Annotated in this window: 14 protein-coding genes; all 14 read right to left on the reverse strand. The window is 43.3% G+C overall.

The genetic code is table 11. From position 1 onward, the window contains the following. On the reverse strand, positions 1 to 1,027 hold a 1,027-nt coding region (locus NC99_RS04050; protein ID WP_204374890.1), incomplete at its 3' end, for a sulfatase-like hydrolase/transferase. Between the two features lie 60 nt (positions 1,028 to 1,087). Beyond that, on the reverse strand, positions 1,088 to 2,200 hold the full coding sequence (locus NC99_RS04055) for a glycoside hydrolase 5 family protein (RefSeq protein WP_204374891.1): 1,113 nt from the start codon (positions 2,198 to 2,200) through the stop codon (positions 1,088 to 1,090). Between the two features lie 18 nt (positions 2,201 to 2,218). Continuing rightward, positions 2,219 to 3,199, reverse strand: a complete 981-nt coding sequence (locus NC99_RS04060; protein ID WP_053180127.1) for a glycoside hydrolase family 43 protein — start codon at positions 3,197 to 3,199, stop codon at positions 2,219 to 2,221. A 17-nt stretch (positions 3,200 to 3,216) separates the two neighbouring features. Further along, entirely contained in the window at positions 3,217 to 4,254 is a 1,038-nt protein-coding gene (locus NC99_RS04065) for a glycoside hydrolase family protein (RefSeq protein WP_053180129.1), read from the reverse strand. A 46-nt stretch (positions 4,255 to 4,300) separates the two neighbouring features. After that, positions 4,301 to 6,364 carry an alpha-L-arabinofuranosidase C-terminal domain-containing protein gene (locus tag NC99_RS04070; protein ID WP_053180131.1) on the reverse strand — a complete coding sequence of 688 codons (2,064 nt, stop codon included), beginning with the start codon at positions 6,362 to 6,364 and terminating at the stop codon, positions 4,301 to 4,303. Between the two features lie 21 nt (positions 6,365 to 6,385). Then, a complete protein-coding gene (locus tag NC99_RS04075) occupies positions 6,386 to 8,452 on the reverse strand; it encodes an alpha-L-arabinofuranosidase C-terminal domain-containing protein (RefSeq protein WP_082326300.1) in 2,067 nt (688 codons plus the stop codon). 104 nt (positions 8,453 to 8,556) lie between these two features. Next, complete coding sequence (locus NC99_RS04080) at positions 8,557 to 10,632, reverse strand: LamG-like jellyroll fold domain-containing protein (RefSeq protein WP_082326301.1); 2,076 nt, start codon at positions 10,630 to 10,632, stop codon at positions 8,557 to 8,559. Between the two features lie 228 nt (positions 10,633 to 10,860). Further along, a complete protein-coding gene (locus NC99_RS04085; RefSeq protein WP_053180135.1) occupies positions 10,861 to 12,348 on the reverse strand; it encodes a RagB/SusD family nutrient uptake outer membrane protein in 1,488 nt (495 codons plus the stop codon). A gap of 11 nt (positions 12,349 to 12,359) precedes the next feature. Further along, on the reverse strand, positions 12,360 to 15,743 hold the full coding sequence (locus NC99_RS04090; RefSeq protein WP_053180137.1) for a TonB-dependent receptor: 3,384 nt from the start codon (positions 15,741 to 15,743) through the stop codon (positions 12,360 to 12,362). Positions 15,744 to 15,844: 101 nt separating this feature from the next. Beyond that, complete coding sequence (locus NC99_RS04095; RefSeq protein ID WP_053180140.1) at positions 15,845 to 16,879, reverse strand: FecR family protein; 1,035 nt, start codon at positions 16,877 to 16,879, stop codon at positions 15,845 to 15,847. A 76-nt stretch (positions 16,880 to 16,955) separates the two neighbouring features. Beyond that, on the reverse strand, positions 16,956 to 17,570 hold the full coding sequence (locus NC99_RS04100; RefSeq protein ID WP_082326302.1) for an RNA polymerase sigma factor: 615 nt from the start codon (positions 17,568 to 17,570) through the stop codon (positions 16,956 to 16,958). 343 nt (positions 17,571 to 17,913) lie between these two features. Further along, a complete protein-coding gene (locus NC99_RS04105) occupies positions 17,914 to 18,873 on the reverse strand; it encodes a relaxase/mobilization nuclease domain-containing protein (protein ID WP_053180144.1) in 960 nt (319 codons plus the stop codon). Positions 18,874 to 18,885: 12 nt separating this feature from the next. Further along, a complete protein-coding gene (locus NC99_RS04110; protein ID WP_053180146.1) occupies positions 18,886 to 19,281 on the reverse strand; it encodes a plasmid mobilization protein in 396 nt (131 codons plus the stop codon). A gap of 311 nt (positions 19,282 to 19,592) precedes the next feature. Continuing rightward, on the reverse strand, positions 19,593 to 19,920 hold a 328-nt coding region (locus tag NC99_RS04115; RefSeq protein WP_162231138.1), incomplete at its 5' end, for a response regulator.

Genomic DNA, 19,920 nt, shown 5'->3' on the forward strand with positions numbered 1-19,920 from the left:
GAACGATAATCGTATTCTCAAGCATGTTCAAACGTTCCAGTTCATCCATCACCCGGCCAAGCTGAGCATCCATATAGCTCATGGAGGCATAATAGCCATGGATCAACTTTCGGGTTAACGTATCAGCGTAAACGTACTGGCCCGCAGGAATAGGCTTAAACTGATCAATTTCACCCCCTCTTTTTGTGGCATATCGGGGAGCTCCTTCCGGGTCTTTCTCATACTCCGGCATGGGCAATTCCTCCGGATTATAAAGGTCCCAATATTTTTTTGGCGCACTGAAAGGTAAGTGCGGACGGGCAAATCCAACGGCCATGAAAAAAGGTTGTTCCGGGTTCTTTTTCAACTCTCGCAGACGATCAATGGCATGCCTGGCTACGCGTCCGTCGGCATAGGCGTCATCCAACACATCGGGCGACTCCCAAGCTGCTCCACGTGGCAGATCCCTGTTTGGCGGAAAATCCTCAAAATACAAGTGGCTATTCTCAAAGTAAGCTTCTTCTCGGGTAAGTTCCCGGTTGGTACTTTCGGGATCTAAATATTCTATGACTTTTTCCTTGTAGTGAGGAATGCTCCACGATGCTTCATCGTTGGTATTGCCATGTCCGATGTGGTAAACTTTCCCCATCGATTCGGCATGGTATCCTGCATTCATAAAATATTGAGGCAGGGTGACCGCATCCGGATAGGCATCGCGGAACTCGGTTCCAAAATTGTAAAGTCCGGTACTGGTTGACCGGGCCCCCAGCATGATGTTATAGCGTGATGCCATGCACACTGCCTGGTTGCAAAAGGCTTTATTGAAACGTACCCCTCTGCTTGCCAGTTTGTCAATATTGGGGCTCACGGCAACCGGATCGCCATAACAACCTAAATTTGGTTTTAAATCGTCAACCAAAAACAGAACCACATTTTTGCGATTTTCATTTGATTGAGACATGGCTGGCTGGCCGTGCCCAACACTCAAGCTACAGAGCAAAACGGCAGCTCCAAGTGGCTTTTTGCTTTTGAAAGAAAAATTTTTCAACGAATTCATATTTTTCCGGTATAAAATTTTTTCCCAACTGGATTGTTAAAGCCAGATTGGTTATTGAACCTTTGTCAAATTTTTAATCAGCTCCACTTCTTCCTGACTGTAAGGCGTTCCATCGGGATGGAAGATTTCGTGAAACCAGAGCGACGGTTCCGAACCATCGGGAATGGGTTCGTCCCAGGCATATTTGGTATTTGACCTTCCGGCGACCAGGCCCCAGTTGATAGCACCGATATTTTCTTTTTTCAGGATCGGCATAATATTGGTGAACAGGCTATTGTTGCGTCTCGCCATATACTCAGTGCAAACCATCGGGCGGCCAATCAGTTTCAAAGTATCAATGGCAGCTTGGTGCTCTTCCGGCCCTTTATAATTGTGATAAGTAACAATATCTGAATTTTCCAGCTGAAACCTATTTAAGTCTGTTAATTGTACATTCCAAACTCCGGCAGACAGCGGCTGTGACGGACGCACTTCCCAACCCCATCTGAAGACATTCCGTAGTAAAGGCATGGAGCTGTTCCCTAGTCGATTGTTTCCCGGTTCATTGTATAAGTCCCAGATCGCAATTCGTTTGTCGTCCTTAAACGCAGTCAGGATATCTTTAACATATTCTTCCAAGAGAGGCATCAAGTTTTCATCAAGAAAGATCAGCTCGCCGGGATCGCGCACCCAGCCGGAATTGTGAACGCCTGGTTTTGGATCCGGTTGTTTGCCTGCTTCGTATATCGGATTCCAACAATCATCAAAAAACACAAAAATGGTTTTGATGCCGTGGCTGTCGGCAATATCCAGGTACTGGCTCATCCTGTCCTTGAAGCCTTCTTTGTCCACTTCCCAGGCCACATGATGAAGATATACCCGCATACAGTTCAAGCCAATTTCTTCAGCCCATCCTAGTTCCTGATCAATAGTTTCTGGGTCAAATGTTTCTGATTGCCACATTTCCAGCTGGTTGATGGCAGTTCGCGGATTGAAATTACTACCGCGGAGCCAGCCGTGCTCTTCCTCCCAGGAATTAGCCTGATCAACTGTCCACTTCTGTTTCACAGGTTCTGTTCCTTCTGATCTTTGGCCGACCTTTTGCGTTTGATTTTGACAAGCTGAAAACGCTGCCACAACTAATAAAATTAAAAGATTTGCTTTTCCCATAGTTAATTGATTCATATTCGAGTATTTAAGTGACTATTTTTCTGACAACACAGGCACAATGACCTTTTCTCCATCTACGCGGAATCTGTAAAGAGCCTTTCTCGGATCCCAGGCTTTGATTACCGGGACTATTCGTGTCCGTCTGGGTGCTACCTGTTCCTGATTAAAGTGAACATGATAAACGTAATACAACTGGCCGTCTTGCCCTTCAAACAAATCCCCGTGTCCGGAGCCATTTTCGCCAACCATAGAACGGTGAAGGATCGGACTGTCCGCCTGCTTGACCCAAGGCCCGTACGGAGAATCGGAAACGGCATAACCAACCGAATAGTCAATATTTTTGAAGTGGTTAGCCGAATAAAACAGGTAATATTTGTCCAATAAGCGAATGACGGTTGGACCTTCCAAAATGGGTGCCGACTCAAAGTTCGGAGTGGCTTCCCAAGGCTCTGTCTGATCAAAACATTTCTTCAAAGTTCCCGGTCTGATCTTTCCCTTTTCCAGATCAAACTCAGCTACCCATAAATAATTACCCCGGTTAAACCGGACGTGGTAGAGGTAATATTTCCCATCATCATCTTTGAAAAGGAAGGAGTCGATATTTTTTTCAGAACCATCGATGGCAGCTACTTCCTTCTGTCTATAAGGACCAAGCAGCGATTGTGACCGGGCCAAAACGGTTTGTTCGTTTGCGGTATAGGTCAGGTAGTATGAGTCATTTACCTTGAACAGTTGCGGCGCCCAAAAGCCCCCGGTGCCAAAGGTTTGATCTCCCCGATTCAGTATCATGTACAGCGAATCGTTGGAGCCTGAAGGTGAAGACCAGGTTTTAAGGTCTTTGGATTCCAGGACAGCAAAACCCAAGGGATCCCGAGCTCCTTTCGTACCTGTCAGATAGTATTTCCCGTTTTCAACATAAATGGTTGGATCTGCGAAAAATATTTCTCTTTTCTCCTGCGCGGCAAGCTGCATAGCAGCAACGAAAAGTATGGAACAGATCGTGATAAATTTCATTTCTTATCGGTTTAAAATTATTTTACAATACCGAAATGATCGACTAAGGTATTGTATTCTTCTTTTGAAATCGTCATCATACAACCGTGCCTTACAGAAGAAGGAAGACCGTATTTGTCCCATGTACGGTGGAACGTATATCCCGATGCCTGGTACCAGGGACCATTCATATTATCGGCAATCGACAGACCATACGAAATGCCGGGATATTGTTCGTAATAAAGATACCACACCGTGTTATCGGGAGACGGAATGAGCATCGGCGCTTCCCTGAAGTTCGGGCTGATTGACGGTCCCGGCTCTGAATATGGTCCCAAGATAGACGGAGCTTTTGCGATGCGAATGGTCTTTCCCGTTGTCCAGTATAGTGTCGGATAGGTTTCATCTTTTAAAACTGCATAATAGTTTTCTCCTATTTTTCGGATAAAAACATCGATGGTTCCCATGTCCCAGTCGAACAAACGTGTCGGATACTCTGAAAATATCTTTAAATCGTTTGACAGCACGTATAAAGTTCGCTGGCTGGCCCAGTAGCGTTCTGCATCTTCCTTTGTGCCTTCCATATGCGGCGTGTGCCATGTAACGATGTATTGTTTCAAACCCTGATCAAAATATACTTTGGGAGCTCCAATCCGCTGCAGTGCGTAGGAATAATCGGGCGTACTTTTTAGATCCGGCGTATAGGTACTGTATTTTTCCCATGTCACTAAATCGTCAGAAACCCAGAAGTTGATATCAGGAGAATTATCTCCCCTGTTCCCTGCAATGTAGTAGCGTCCGTCATGCCCTTTGCAAATGTCAGGATGCCCATGATACTCGTCAAACACCCGTTTGCGGTCATTCAGGGCGTACCAGTGCAAACCGTCAAGACTCACCGAATAATAGAGTTTCCCGTAATCCTCATGAGTCATGTGAGCAAACAGATACGCTTGATTAATCGCATCCTCTGAGTTTTCAACTTGCCCCGGCGGATTGGGTTGTTGGGCGCTTAAACTATTGAAAATCGAGACCAATACAATGGTCAAATATAGCGTGGTAAGTTTAACTGCTTTCATACATTGCAATTTTATTTTTTCACAGAAATTGAGCCTCGGAGACAAGCTATTTTGAAATCAAGCTAATTCTCATCAAAGACAATGGTGGCATAGAATATTTGATCTGGTTTCGTTTCACTGAGATTTCATCAAAAAGCGGAGCAATTTTTTCAGGTTGATCCCAGCTATTTCGCAAGGCGAGATCATTACAGCGTATAACGATTAGCTCCGCATGATTTTCTACTTCAAACCCTTCCCAATTCAGCTCAACCTCCTGTGTTGCATTGGCATCGCGGTTGCAGATAAAAACGGAAGTTGTGCTGCCGTTCTCATCCATCAAAGCAACAGCATCAACCACCGGCATATTTTCTCTTCGGATCACATATTTTCCAGAGCTGTCAAATATTGGCGCGGTAGTGTTGACATCCAGAGGTATTGTTCCGTTCTGGCTCGCATACATCAGGTGGCTCCAGTAAACCGGTTCGGTATAAACAATTCCCCGCTCCTTTCTCAATCCGCCCCCATGATTCATCAACGCAGACCGGGTAACCAACTCCACCAGTCCATTACTTCGGATGCAGGTATTGATAATTCCTGAATACCACAAAGCCCCACTGATGCTGGTCACGTTGCCAACCGAACGCGGTTGTGGCCAATCCATCAATTCGGTGATGGCAACTTTTGGCTCAACATTAGCCTCCTGCATGGGGACAACTACCAATTTTTGCAAGAAACTGGGATAGTTTTCAATAAAAGCAACCATATCTTTCCAAACTTCCACCGGATCTGCATCCCTGTCAACTGCTCTGCCAACCAGGGAGTGAACCGAAATCGATCTCACCAAATTCCCATTGTATTCCATCAGCTTATCATTCCATTTTGGGTCAACTCCCCGGCTAATCAATTCGGATTTCTCCAACACCTGGATTAATCCGTTCGCGATCAATGAAATGCTTGAGTCTGCCTTTAACAGTTCCGGTGCAAAGGCAGCATAGCGCCTGGCATATCCTTCACCATCGGTAAACCCTATTTGCCAGTCGCCGCATAGCTCGTTGCCAACTTCCCATATTTTCACGTTGTAGGGTTCTTCATGCCCGTTTTTCGCTCTCAACCGACCCATCGGCGTGGTGGCCGGATCGTTGCAATATTGCACCCAGTTTGCTGCTTCCTCTGGGGTGCCGTTGCCAGCGTTTACGCAAATCATTGGCTCGGCACCAATCAGTTTGCATAAACTCATCCATTCATCGGTTCCGACGTGGTTCCATTCCATCTCATGCCAAGCAGGGTTGGGCAACACCGGACGTTGATCAATCGGGCCAATGCCATCCTTCCAGTGGTAGCCGCTTACAAAATTGCCGCCGGGGAAACGAAGCAAAGGAAGTTCCATCTTTTTCAATAATTCAACTAGCTCTGGTTCCCAGCCGTCCATATGATCATCGGGAAAGCATAAAATCCGTGAAAATTCGGTTATGGTGCCAGGCTTGACGACCAGGCGCAACAAATATGGATCGCCTTTTTGGTGCCCGGCTGATGCAAGGGTTACCTTCTTTTTTAAAGTTTGCCAAGAGGAGTTCAATGCAAAAGTTGCCTCACCAATGATTGTTTTTTCAAGGTTTAAAAATTGCAGAATAACTTCTGTCTGATTTTCAGAACGGGCTGTCAAAGATACTTCATAACCGTCTGTCCGGTGAAGCGGTGGAAATACGCCTGTCTCCAGATAACCAGTCTGATCTCCTGCTTTTAATTGCTGAAAATCGTGCATGCCTTCATTCAACAACCTTCCGTTCAAATTTCCGGAGGACGCCCAATAGGCTGCAAATCCGTTTTTCGCCTCACCAGTCAAAGCCGGCAGGTAAAAGGTTTCCTGAAAGTTTTGCAACTTTCCTTCCATCCTGTCGTCGTAATCACGCACAGGCCAATAATCTGCGGAAACAAATTCCGGGTTTTCCACCACCTGCGCCCAGGCCCCCTGATACACATTATTGCCGATGTGCTCAGTAAATAAACCAAATAAATTCGGGGATATGGGTTGTCCTTTCTTGTTTGCATTAACCGTTATCCTCACCTGAGCAACGGCAGCATGGACAACAATTAAGCCCAGTAACGTCAAGAGTATTTTTATCGACTTCATAATTAAAGAGTTTAGTCTACTTTAAAAAGATTTTCTAAAACGAATTATTGTAAGTGATTTCGGCTCGAAAACATATTCTCCCTGCAAATCCAGGCGGATTTCTTCAACGTGTGGCACCTCAGCATAAGGCCGCTTCGGTGTATTTTTCACCTTCCCGTCGCTGCTTAAGCTGGTTACCGTTGCGTTCACCGTCTTGTTTCCTTCACCAAACTGAAGCCTTGTTGCAACCGCCTCTTCCCGAAGGTTTACCACCTTAACCACCAATTCATTGTTTTCGGAGTCGAATCCCGCTGATGAAAACAAATATTCCTGGCTGAGCGGAACCGCGCTCCCGGACTTCATAAACTCTGCATTATACCACACATCCGTTTTATTGTCACGGAAAAGTTTAGACATGTAGTAATTGAATGTTTTGAAACTTTTTGAATTGGTATGAAACAAGAGCGGATTGCCACGGCCCTCCACAAAATCCCAGTTCCGCATCAGCGGACGATCGGCCATCATCGGTTTCAAATCGGCATTTCGTTCCATCGCCATCATAAAAACCGCTTCGCCTAGCACATCCAGCGGATGTGTTCCCCGGATTCCCAATTCACCGATAAACAAATTGGGTCCCGGCCGCTGATATTGATCAAACTTGTAATAATTTTCAATCACCCATGGAATATCTTTGTAATAGTGCTCATCAAAAATCGTGACGGTTGAAGGATCGACAAATTCAGCGATCCGTTCTCTTTTTTTATCCGCATCGTTGCTTTGGCCGATGATGCTATTTGCAATAATCTTTAGCTGCGGATATTTTGAACTCACCGCACGGTAAATCGCATCGTAATTCCGGTAATAGGCCGGGCCGAAATCTTCATTTCCGATTTCTATATATTTTAGAGGAAATGGTTTCGGATGGCCATTAGCAGCCCGCATGCCCCCCCACTCTGAATCGACTGGGCCAATGGCATATTCAATGGCATCCAAAACATCCTGAATATATTCCTGAACATCAACATCAGGGTGGTGATACCCGTCTTTCTCATCAGACGCATGAACCCAGCCTGTGCATACCAAACCCGAGGGAGTTACGTACATCGCATCGCAATGAAGGTATTCGCACAATTCGTAAAACTCGTGGTAACCCAAACCATCGGTCCGGTAGTTGGGCTCCCATTTAGACCAGGCTCCGGGGCGTTCAGCAGGATCGCCAATGGTTTCTTTCCAGTGATACATCGTTTCCACATTCACGCCATGCACCAAACATCCCCCCGGAAAACGAAGAAAATCAGGCGCATAGTCGATCAGGTTTTTCATGATGTCCGTCCTGAACACTGATTTGCCATCATCCCAAGTATCTCCTGGAAACAGGGATACAACATCCAGGAAAAAAGTGCCATCTCCAACCGGCTCAATACATAGCATTCCCTTCGTGGTTGATTTTTCGGCTTCAAAAATAAACGAGAATTTCTTCCAATCTTCGGAAAGTTTGTCGACTTCAAATTGGTCTGAAATTTTTTTCCCTGTCGAATCACACAAAAAAAGGTTCAGTTTTCCGTTGAATTCCTCTGCCCTGGAATAAAACGACAATTTGTACTGATTACCTTGCTCAAAGTGCATTCCGTAGAAACCTGTATTGATCACACCCGACATTCTGGCACCAGTTTTTCCCTTTGCCTCCACCTGCAGAGAGTGCAGGTTAGATGGATTCAGCGGATGGGTATCAACAATTTTCAAATCGATGTTTCGTGTATTCCGGGGAAATCTGCTCCACCCAACAAGCGGGTCGATTGAATAGACTTTTTTTCTTGGATTGTCACCTTCCTGTGGGATGGCCACATAACGGCCGTCCTCCACTTCCAGGCCGCGGGGCGGGTTGGCTTCTTCAAACGCCCGGTTCCGAACCATCTCGGCATACAAACCGCCTTCGCCGATCATACCAATTTCTTCGTAATGCCAGCCATATTCAATTGGAGAAACTTTTTTCGAATTTGTCAAATCAATTTTAAGTAGGTTTTTGGTCCCTCCTGTCTGAGCGAAGCTTAAAAAGGACGCGTAGCAAAATATGCTAAGAATGACAACAGTAAGCTTTATTAGTTTCATATCGTAATTTTTTTAGATTATTGAAAGTCAACACACTAAGCATTATTGAATAAAAGATGATGCCTCTGTTCGGCTTGGCACAGCCCTTATAAAATCTTACTTCCTTAGTTCGTCAAAATCAATCGATCTGAATAAATTTTGCTATCAGAAACTATCTTCACGAAATAGATTCCTCTTGCCAGATTATCCAAATCAATCCTACCATCCTGCACCGGTTGTAATGATGTAACTGCCCGACCGTTCAAGTCGAATAGCTGAAACTGTCCTTTTAGTGCCATTGCTTTCGTCGTGAACTCAATACCATTGACTGCTGGATTAGGATAAAAGAGATTAAAATCAGGCTTGTGCTTAAGAGAAGGGACATCAGTCTCTTGTCCTTCATAACTTTCTGTAAGTCCATCAGTCATGATGGACTGGATCTGTTCCGGGCTAAGCACTTCTCTTGTCCAAAATAGTTCGTCGAGGCTGCCATAGAAATAAGTTCTGTCTTCTGTTTTGAAAGCTCCCAACACAAATTGTCCTACCGATTTTTCGGTGCCAAAAGCGGCAATCCCGTACAATACGCCATTGACAAAAATGCTTTTGACAGCTTTTTCAGCTTCGTGAACAACTGCGATGTGGTTCCAAGTTCCCGGTTCAATCGCGTCAACGCTTTGTACACGGATTCCACTCTCGAAAGAAGCCGGCATATCGCCATTCAATATTTCCATCATAATCCGACCAGGAGGAGTGCTTTCCGGTGGATCTTTTTGATGCAGTATGGTCATCCCTGCATTGGCTATACTGGTCGATTGATCCATTTTCACCCATACTCCCAAGGTGCTGCTTTCTGATCCAACATTGATAATGGCCTCTTGTGTGGTCACAAAGGCCGTGTTGTTAAAACTTAATGCTTTCCCAAATTTACCTTCGGTGTAGGTTTCGGCACCTCTGGTTAGATTGAATTCGACATTTTCAGGCGAGGCATCGGCCAGGTTATCATCAAAACCAAACTGCATAAAAATTTTTGTCGGGTCCGGCGGCAAAGGTGTTTCATTCTCGCTTACTTCAATGTCCTGAATTTTAAAGAAATCGTCGATAAAAGCATAATTAAATTGCTTATTCCCTGTTTGAGGATCATCTTCAATGGTAACTGCTGCAATCAAATTATTAATAAGCCAAGGCACTGAATTTTCATGGAAATTGGCACCCCTGCTAATTTGGTATGAATAGGTGGCAACATGGAAAGACTCGTACTGTGACAAAAGTTCATATGCTTCCCACAGGTAGTGTTTCCTTTCCTCAAACCATGGGCACATACTCAAAAAATCATCCCATTCTTCCTTCGGACGACGATCGTTCAATGCATGGGAAATGTATTGATGCACCAACATATCTGCAGGATAACCGTATTTTGATGCAAATTCGGCAGGAATGAGATCTTTGTTGTGATCTTGCCACCAGAAAACCAGTGAAAACTCAGTAATTAGGATTTTCTGGTCGTTCCTGATCCTGTCATTGGCGTAGCTGTACATTGAAACAATATCGTTATTGTTTTTATGATGTATGTGCAAATCGACGCCCTCAATCCATGGTGTTTCCTTAACAAATTCCAGCATTTTAAGAACACCTTCGGTATCCCTATGAAAATCGTATAACCTGTTAAAGGCCCCAAAATAAATTGGAACATCCGCTTTTCCGATTTTGTACTCATGTACCCGGTTACACATGTATTGGTAGAAAGGCGACAGGTTATTGTTTCTTTCGTCATCATTCATCGATTCGATGAATGGCTCGTTGCCAACAACAATGATGTCAATTTTATCCCAAATGCGATCTAAAACACGCTGAAGAAAATCATTATAGTTTTCAATTTCACTACTTGTCGTGTCGGGATAGGATTTGTTGTGGAAATTCCATTTAATACTGAGAATTGTTTTATACCCTGCACTTTTAAGATTTAGAAAATCTTCGAACTGATCGTTAATATCAGTTAACCGGTCCTGATTTTCATAGTATGGAAAAAAATCAAAAAAGCCACGGACCCAGGTCGTTTTAGTTCGTCCCAGTTTTGCAACATCTTTCGCGTGAAAAAGTGATTCGTTAAAATTTACGCCCATCTCCTGTGCCTCCATTGACAACGAAGTCAGCAACAAGCAAATCGCCAAGGTTCCTTTTATAGCTGATTCTCTGAAATTCATCGGACTGGATTTTTATTGTATTTCGGGTTTGTTAATCATTTTCATGGCAGTACTGTATATTGAGTTTGTCTTTCTTCCTGCAAATTTTTAAAATCTGCTTTTTGCATATCGAAAGGTTTAAACAACAACAATATAATAGCCTGTTGTGCCACAGGGGCAAAAAAGAATAGAAAGGGTTGCACCCGAAGTTAACAAATGCAACCCTCTAAATTAAACTGTTAGGATAAATTAATATCCTTCCCGCTGTTGAAGTGCTGGATTTGCGTCAACTTCAGCCAACGGATACGGAAAGTAAACCTGTTTTTCAGAAACGGTCAATCCGCGTTGCTCTGCATATTCCAGAAACTTACCGTGGCGAATAAGGTCTTCGCGACGTTTTCCTTCCGAGAAAAACTCCCATCCACGCTCATCCAAAATCAAATCCCTGAAAGTTTCTTTGGCACCTACGTCAGCTAAGGCATAAGGTGTTACTTCGGCCCGGTTTCTAACCAGGTTTACCAGATCAACGGATTCCTGTGTGGGGCCACTGATTTCATTCAACGCTTCTGCCCTGCAAAGCAGGATATCTGCATATCTAAGGTATGGCGTGTCAGCACCGCTAGCATTCCCCACTTGATTATTATCGAAGTACTTAATACTTCTGCTGTTGTGAGTTGTTGTTCTCAGATTTACTAGTGCTCCAGCAGCGTTGTAGTAATTTTCAATAATAGTCTTCTTTCTAACGTCATCGGGGTCAAAAGAATCCACAAAACCATCTCTCATCGTAAACTGGGTGGCCCAGTTGGCCATACTTGTGGTCCATTCAAATTCCGGAATATTGTCCGATCTCCTGAATCCGGGAGGAAAGGCTCCATTCTGGTAATTGTTATTACGGCCTTCCTCATTCGTGAGCGACCAGGTCACAATAATTTCCCGATTGGCAAGATTGTTTTGAGGTTCATTCTCAACAAAGAAAGTTGCACGGTAAGTTGGGAAAAGCTCATAATAGTTAAGATCCATCAAATCCTGGGTAACATCAACTACTTTAGCCCACTGTTTTGTGTTCATCAAAAATTTAGTTAACGCAGCATAAGCATGCCCTTTAGTTGCCCTCGAAATTTGGGTTTGCTCCGACGGATGCACTAAATCTTCGGCGGCTTCCATCAACTCAGTCTCGACAAAATTTCGAAAATCCTCCTCGGATGGAAGTCCGAGCTCTTTGGGTTGGACTGTTAAATCAGTGGTTGTTCTGAGAGGCACTACCCCGAAATACTTATACATATACGCATATTCAAATGCTCTGATATATCTTGCTTCTGCAACAACTTGCCTTTTGAATTCCTCATCAACCTGTGAATCTGCAATATTGTCGAGCAAGGTGTTTGCATTTCTTATCGCCCTGTATCTGGGAGACCAGAATAAATTTTGAAGCTGGGCGGTCGATGCATCCCAATTAAAATCAATATATGGTTTCATTTCTCGTTCAACAGCCCCGATTCGAACAAAGCCAACATCCGTTGTTACTTCGTTGATCAAAACTTCATCCCGAACAGTAGGCCCCATGCTATATTCATTGTACGCAGCGAACAACAATGCTTCTAGTCCGGCTTTAGACTGCAAGGCATTTCCCGGTGCAAATTCATCCACCGGTGATAAGTCCAGTTTGCTCTCACATGATGCAGTGAAAAATACTAGGAGCATTATCCCTATTATTTGATTGATTCTTGTATTATTCATATTTGCCTTTTTTAAAATTCTACATTTACGCCTATCATATAGGTACGAGGAAGTGGATAAGCATTAAAATCTACTGCTGAAGTATTGCTGCCACTGGCATTTGCTGCCGGGTCAGTCCCCAAATAGTCTGTTATGGTGAATAGATTTTGAGCCGTGACATAGAAAGCCAGTTTGCTAATCCGACTTATTCGACCGACTTCAACATTGTACCCAACTCTCACGGATTGTAGCCTGATGTATGAGGCATCTTCGACGGTTATGCTGTTGACCAGAGAATTAGTGCCTCCTGAGGCTAGTGGATTTACAAAAGAGGGATATTTATTGGTTGGATTTTCCGGAGTCCATCGTTCCAGAAGCGGCTCAGCAATTCGATTCTGTCTGAAATTGTTTGGGAACATGGAATTCGCAAGATTAGCATTAAGCTTATCAACGCCCTCAACGCCCTGCATAACAATGTCCAACGTGAAGTTTTTCACTCTAAGATTACTGGTAAGCCCCCATGCAAAATCGGGAATAGGATCGCCAATTATGGTACGATCATCACCGTTAATCGTTTTATCTCCGTTAATATCCCGATATTTGATGTCTCCCGGGTTGACATTGTCGTTCGTCACACTAAAATCGTCATCAGCTTGCCAAATACCATCTACGATAAGTCCATAGTAGGAATCCAACGGTTCCCCAGGTGTAATAATAGAGAAATCGGGTATTTGAGCAAGTCCTCCCCGAATAATATCTCCACGATCACCAATATTAAGGACCTCATTTTTTAGGGTTGAAAAATTTCCTGAAAGATTCCAGTACAGGTCAGCTTTTCGAATCACATCCCCACTCAGAGTAAGTTCAAATCCTTGGTTTCTGACACCACCCAGATTCTGAACCTGACCTTCAAATCCCGTATTTAATGGCTGAGGAATATTAACCAACAAATCAGTTGTTTCTTTATTGAAATAGTCAAAAGATCCAGTAATTCGATTTTCCAATATTCCAAAATCAAAGCCGATATCGAATTGAACAGCCTTTTCCCAAGTCAAGTTCGGATTCGCAATTCTCGACGGCAAAATTGTACTGTAATAGCTATTTCCAAAAAGAACCTGGCCTCCTGTGGAGAATGTCTGAAATGCCAATGAGTTGCCAATATTTGCATTCCCTGTGCTACCTACGCTTATTCTGGGTTTCAATTCGGTAATCCAAACTAATTCGTCCATAAAACCTTCCTCTTGCATTTTCCATGCAAACGCACCCGATGGGAAATATCCAAACTTATTATTCTCTCCAAATCTGGAAGAACCGTCAGCTCGGATAGACGCAGTAAACAAGTATTTATTCATAAGTGAGTAGTTTACCCGAGCCAGGTATGAGATAAACTTTGCCTGCGTTCGGCCACTCCCCACATGGTTTAAGAGTGGATCACCCGATCCCAGCGCATTGGTTCCAAGATCTGGAAGTGCAAATCCGCGAGCATCAGCAGCAAAGCTTTTGGTCTGGAAATATTCATATGTTGCGCCTACGACTCCAGACAATCTGTTTGCGCCAAATTCCCTGTTAAAATTCAGAGTTCCTTCTGCAGAAACATAATCTTTTCTTCCTGTCTGGATTGAGGCAATACCACCAGTACCTGCACCTGACAACGTATAAGGCTGAATGAAAATATCTCTTCTCACATCCTGTACATCGCCTCCAACTTTAACCTGTGCAGACAATTCGGGGATAATGAAATACTCCAAATAAGTGTTTCCAATAAAGCGGAATGTTTCCGCAAAAGCATCCTCTCCGTTCAAAACAGAGAGCGGATTGTCACCTGTAAAAAACTGTGAACGCTTGTAGCTTCCATCCTCATTGAACGCTTCAATTACGGGGTCGTAGTTGATTGCCGTGTATATTACTCCACCATTTTCATTAATACCAACCCCGGTCGAAGCAAAATCATCGTTGATATAGGAGGCGTTCAAATTGACACCTGCTCTTATTTTTTCACTTTCGTCGTAGGCCAAATTTACGCGTGTGTTATATCGCTTAATTCCAGACCCATCCACTAATCCTTCCTGATCATAGTAGTTCAACGATGTAAAATAGGTCAGGTTCTCGGTTCCACCTGACAAGGATACATTATGGTTCTGTATAGCTGCTGTTCGATAAATTAGATCTTGCCAGTCAGTTCCTGCTCCTTCAATTTCTTCAATTCGTTGCTGAGGATCACCACCTCCCAAGTCAATAATCGAATTCAAAGCATCACGGTATTCTGTCGCCGATAACACATCAAGCCTGTCAGTCGCGTGCTGAACACCATAATATCCATCATAGGCAACTTTTAGTTTTCCTTTCTTTCCTTTTTTAGTCGTGATGATAACAACTCCATTCGATCCTCGCGATCCATAAATGGCAGTAGCAGATGCATCCTTTAAAACCTCCAAAGATTCAATGTCTGAAGGATTTAGAGAGTTTAAAGGGTTTCTTGGATTTTGATTACCCGTAAAACCAACTCCACCCGTACCCGCTACGCTGCTATTGTTGATGATAATACCGTCAACCACGTAAAGCGGCTCGCTCCCGGCTTGAATTGAACCAGCTCCCCTGATATTTATGCTCAGTCCTCCACCCGGTTCGTTACTCTTTTGCGAAATCTGCACACCGGCAATCCGGCCTTGCAATGCTTGCTCAACAGAAGCATTGGCACCGGGGTTCAAATCCTCAGCTTTTACAGAAGAGACCGCGCCCGTCAAATCGCTTTTTTTAACAACGCCATAGCCAATCGCCACTACTTCTTCAATTCCGATGGCATCTTCCTCCATCGCCACATTGACCGTTGACTGATTGCCAACACTAACCTCCTGGCTCTTCATCCCCACGAACGAAAACACCAAAGTGCCGGCAGTAGGAACATTTGAAATTGAATAAATGCCTTCAAAGTTAGTGATGGTGCCTTGCGTTGTACCTTTTATCAAGACAGTGACGCCCGGAAGCGGCTCACCAGAGGAATCAGTGACTATACCGGTGATTGCACGGGGTTGTTGGGATACGGCAAATGATCCTTCCGGCCTGGAGAGAATAATTTGCCGGTCAACCATCGAGTAGTTGATTCTTTTGTTTGCAAAAAGCTGACTTAGAACCTCTTTAATTTCAGCTTCGTGAATATCGATCGTATATACCTCATCCACATCGATGTCGACTTTATTGTAGGCAAAGCGATACTTAGTTTCGCTCTCGATTTGCATGATGATATCGTCAAGCCTCATTTCGTTCACTGAAAGTGATATCTTTGAGCTTTGCGTATAAGAGTCCAATGCAAAAGATTGCATGATGCAGACAAGAGAAATGAAAAGAACTAGTCTCATAACCAAAAATGTTTTTAAAGCATGGTCATACCATGCCCGATACTTGTGATTTTTTTTCATAAATTTGAAAATTAGTAATGTTGAAACTCAAAATAAACTTTACTGATTTGCGGGACGGCATGGGCAGTGCTTTCCCGCATTTTTCATGTCTAGGCATATTATTACATAGGCTTCTTGTTTTTTATTATTATTTTCTTTTTTGAGTAAGACTGATCATTCTGGATCCTGCGGTTTTCCACTTGGAAGGACACCGGTGAGATCATTGTCAAAAGGTTCAGTGCATTCTCAAGCGTCTCGTTTTCCAAAGTCAGCTGTATTTCCATGGCATCCAATCCCTTTGCTTGTAGCTCGAAATCGACATTATAAAATCGGCTCAACTTGACACAGGCTTCCCTCAATGAAATATTTCTGAGAACTAACCTTCCATCTTTCCATGCGAGATAGTCATCGATATTCTCAACCATGAGTTTTTCGATGGTATTGTTCCCAGAATGATATACAACCCGTTCATTAGGGTTCATTTTCTGTAATTCCTGGTCGCCCAGGTTTAGCTTCACGCTCCCTGTTTGAAGCACTACATCAAAGGACTGATCATTCGAGTAGGCAGATACATTAAACTTTGTTCCCAACACTTCGATGTTTAACTTGTTTGGTGTTTTAACGATGAAAGAGTGTTTTTTTTGACGGACGACATCAAAAAAAGCAAGGCCATCCAATTCAACGATCCGTCGCTTCTTCGAATCCTCATGATATTTCAGGATCGACCCATATCCCAACCATCCGGTTGTTCCATCAGGGAGTGTGAACTCACTGCGAAAACCTCCATGAGAAACGATTTCAACCATCTGACGATTGGTTGCATTGTTGATTCCACGATTGGAAAAATAGACAGCTGCGGCAATCAGGATTCCTACAAATAGAATGGCCGCAATTTTCGATATCTTCAGGAGGAAATCAGATCCATGAGAGGCTCGTTTTGGGGTATTATCGATGACATAGTAAAATTTGTAAAAAACATCATCAAGGTTGGGTCGGTCATCAACGTCGGGCTCAAACTGGTCCCACTGTTCTTGAACAACAAGCTTGGCGTTTTTATTCAGGTTTTCATCTTCAAAATACTTCTCAACCATTTTCAGATCGAGAAGGCTGAACCTTTGGTTGAAAACCCGGTCGATATGTTTTCTATTAATCGTCATTCAGAGAATCCTTTTACCAGTAATATGAACTTCTCCTGAAAAGGGATGCCTCGAAAACGATTTTTTTTACACAAATTTAATCGTTGTCTCGCCCAATGAAAAGATAAAGGAATAGAAGGCCTGCCAAACCATTGTCTTCCTTGACCTTGTCAAGAACAAACTTACGAGCTATGACTAGTTGCTTTTTCACATGGTGGTCACTCAAACCAAGCCGCTCCGCTATTTGTTGATTTTTCAGTTCCTCTTTGTAGCTCAAGGTAAAAATCTCTCTTCTCCGGGAAGGGAGCAAATCGATAATCCGATTGATCTTATCAACAAATAGTTGGTAATCTAACTGTTCTTCATTTTTTGAAGTATCGAAAAGGTATTCTTCGGCAAAAATTCGGACATATTTCTCTTCCCTAATTTTTCTTAAAAACCGCTGACGAATATTGTTATACGCAATTGTAAAAAGGTAAGACTGTAACGATGTGTTTGTCTTTAGTGTCTGTCTATTTTCCCACAATTTCAAAAAGACCTCATTCAGCAAATCCTTGGCATCTTCTGTTTCTTTTAAATACTTTAAAGCAAAAGAATAGAGTCTTGCCCCGTATTTTTCGAACAATATTTTAAAGGCCTGTTTGTCACCTTTTTTAAGAAAAGTAACCAAACGATCATCGGTATAATCAGTATAATCAGTATTAAAATTCACTTGCTAGTTAGTTTCCAATTAATCGAAGATGATTGAACGAACAAGAAAAGAACGTCAAAAGTAATGTTTATTCTTCATTTTCAAAGTTGTTCTCAAACAAAACCTAAGGTCGATAGCGATGTGACGAAAGTCTGTTTCGAAGCTATTCCATATCATCAGTAATCCCATTTTTTAACTAACTTGCATAAATATACGATCTCCAAACATTCTTATATTTTGATGTACTGACCATATAATTAGATACTCCTTTGCACAGGGTTCCAGAGATGAGAAGCAGAAGTATTTGCGATAAGCTAAAAAAATCTACATGAAAGAAAGCGATCTTTGTTGATTTGTTTTCAGTTTATTTCCTGTAACCTTTACCTCTTCGTTTCTTGTCGCCCTTTTTAAGTCGATTCCTTTTCCCTTTTTTGAAAGAATCTCCCGTGAGCTGTGTTCCCATATTTAAAATCAACTCTTTGATGATCAGTGATTTTAGTATCCCAATGGCAATTCCTTCATGATTTTGTTTTGAAAACGAATTTGGTAAATCCTTCCTGTTCTGTTCCTGAGACAACAATTCTTGTCTTGAAAGATAAAACCTCGGCCGCTCTTCAAAGTCCGACAATTTCATCGGATGCCGGATTACTGTTCCATTCTCATCGGTCACAAAAACCATATGCCCCCTCCCCGCTTTTCTGATTTCCACCTGAAAGAATCCCAACGCTTGGTCATACATATCTTTGGAAGTGATGATATCCATTCGGTTAAGCTCACTAAACAAAGTTTCCAGGTTTCGCTTCAGATATCCGCTGGATGCGGTAAATTTCAGGTTCCTGAGTTGTTCCGGAATCTCTTGTTTGAGCTGGTATTTTTGTTCCAGCTCCTTGACAAACTTTTGCATCTTGTCCTTTTCGTATCCATCGCGGATCTTTTTGCCGGTCGTTTTATCAATCCGCGTAGAGACAACATGAAAATGCACCCGCTCCAAATCCTGATGCTTATAGACAAAATAAGGCTGGCCTCCGTATCCCATATGCTCCATCATTCGGTCAACTTCCTGCCGGACGGTTCTATCGTCCAGTTTCAACAGATCAGAACCGGACGGATTCACCGAGATATGCAAACACTTCTTTTTCACCCGTGGATTTTGCTTTTCAATGTCGTGTAGGATCTTCCACCGGTGCCCCTGACCATACATAAACGGATTGATAGAAATGGTGTTGGCACTATGAAAATAACTGGCCACACCCTCCTTGACTTTCATCTCATTGTATTGAAAGGCATTTCGGGTATCACTGGACTGGTGAATGACAATTACCATCTGTGTACATTTTTAAGTTTGCGAAGGTCCATCTTCAATTTTATCCAGGTAGTGCTGCAGGACCGAAAAACAGTTTCGAAGCTCCCTTAAGATCTGCCTGAAAATCTCCCGGTCTGCAGCAGTCAGATGGTAGATATGATTGGTGTTGATCCTTTTAGATACCTGGTTTAGGTTCACCCCGATCTTGTTGAGTTCGTAATCGAGTTTGCGCACCAGCAGAACAAATTCTTTGGAAGCCTCCACCTTTCTGATTTCCCGCTTTTTGACCAGCTTGGCCCGGCAAAAATCACTCAAAGTCAGGTAGCCCTCCTTTTTACAGCGCTTCAGCAACAAGCGCTTTTCCAAGGCTGTCAACCGAACGCGAACGCCCTCATCCAACTTTTCGTGATCCGGTGTTTTTGGTCGCATGACTCGCTGTTTTCTTACTGATTCAAGGTTTCAAAAAAGAGGGGGATCTTCCAATTTTTCAAGCTGAAAGCCCTGCCGGGAGGCACAAGGTTTTTGTGGAACAAAAACACATCTTGCAGCCCCCTCTTTGATCTAAGATTACTTCTTCAAAGCTAGCAGATGAGCTCCAGAAAGAAAATAGCAAATTAGTTCAATATGAGTCAATTGACATTAAACGCAGATAAGAATAGAATGACGAAAACGATGAGTAAAATCGATTAAAAACCGATAACCAAAGATTCGCGAGCGTCCACGGCAAAACAGTCGATTAGTTATTTTGACTCAGCATTAACGGCCAGGTGCCTTTTCAGAATCAAGAACAGGATGTCTTTGCGAATGGGTTTGGTGATGATTTCGTCGCAGCCAGCCTTGTAAGCCTGGTGCCTCTCCCGTGGGAAAGAATGGGCAGTGAGTGCCAGCAAAGGAATAGCAGGATGTTGCGCTTTGATCGCCAAGGTGGCTTCAAATCCATCCATTTCTGGCATGATCAGGTCCATCAGAATGATGTCTGGTTTTTCCGCCTGCACTTGGGCCACCGCCTCCAAGCCATTCGCGGCATGACACAGCTTCACATCGATTTCCTGAAAATAAATTTTCAAA

The organism is Sunxiuqinia dokdonensis (assembly GCF_001270965.1).
In the GTDB taxonomy this organism is placed as follows: domain Bacteria; phylum Bacteroidota; class Bacteroidia; order Bacteroidales; family Prolixibacteraceae; genus Sunxiuqinia; species Sunxiuqinia dokdonensis.

Coding starts and splice junctions, on each gene's coding strand:
- NC99_RS04085 (WP_053180135.1), bottom strand. CDS start 12,348: ATGAATAATACAAGAATCAATCAAATAATAGGGATAATGCTCCTAGTA.
- NC99_RS04095 (WP_053180140.1), bottom strand. CDS start 16,879: ATGACGATTAATAGAAAACATATCGACCGGGTTTTCAACCAAAGGTTC.
- NC99_RS04075 (WP_082326300.1), bottom strand. CDS start 8,452: ATGAAACTAATAAAGCTTACTGTTGTCATTCTTAGCATATTTTGCTAC.
- NC99_RS04055 (WP_204374891.1), bottom strand. CDS start 2,200: ATGAATCAATTAACTATGGGAAAAGCAAATCTTTTAATTTTATTAGTT.
- NC99_RS04070 (WP_053180131.1), bottom strand. CDS start 6,364: ATGAAGTCGATAAAAATACTCTTGACGTTACTGGGCTTAATTGTTGTC.
- NC99_RS04090 (WP_053180137.1), bottom strand. CDS start 15,743: ATGAAAAAAAATCACAAGTATCGGGCATGGTATGACCATGCTTTAAAA.
- NC99_RS04060 (WP_053180127.1), bottom strand. CDS start 3,199: ATGAAATTTATCACGATCTGTTCCATACTTTTCGTTGCTGCTATGCAG.
- NC99_RS04080 (WP_082326301.1), bottom strand. CDS start 10,632: ATGAATTTCAGAGAATCAGCTATAAAAGGAACCTTGGCGATTTGCTTG.
- NC99_RS04105 (WP_053180144.1), bottom strand. CDS start 18,873: ATGGTAATTGTCATTCACCAGTCCAGTGATACCCGAAATGCCTTTCAA.
- NC99_RS04065 (WP_053180129.1), bottom strand. CDS start 4,254: ATGAAAGCAGTTAAACTTACCACGCTATATTTGACCATTGTATTGGTC.
- NC99_RS04110 (WP_053180146.1), bottom strand. CDS start 19,281: ATGCGACCAAAAACACCGGATCACGAAAAGTTGGATGAGGGCGTTCGC.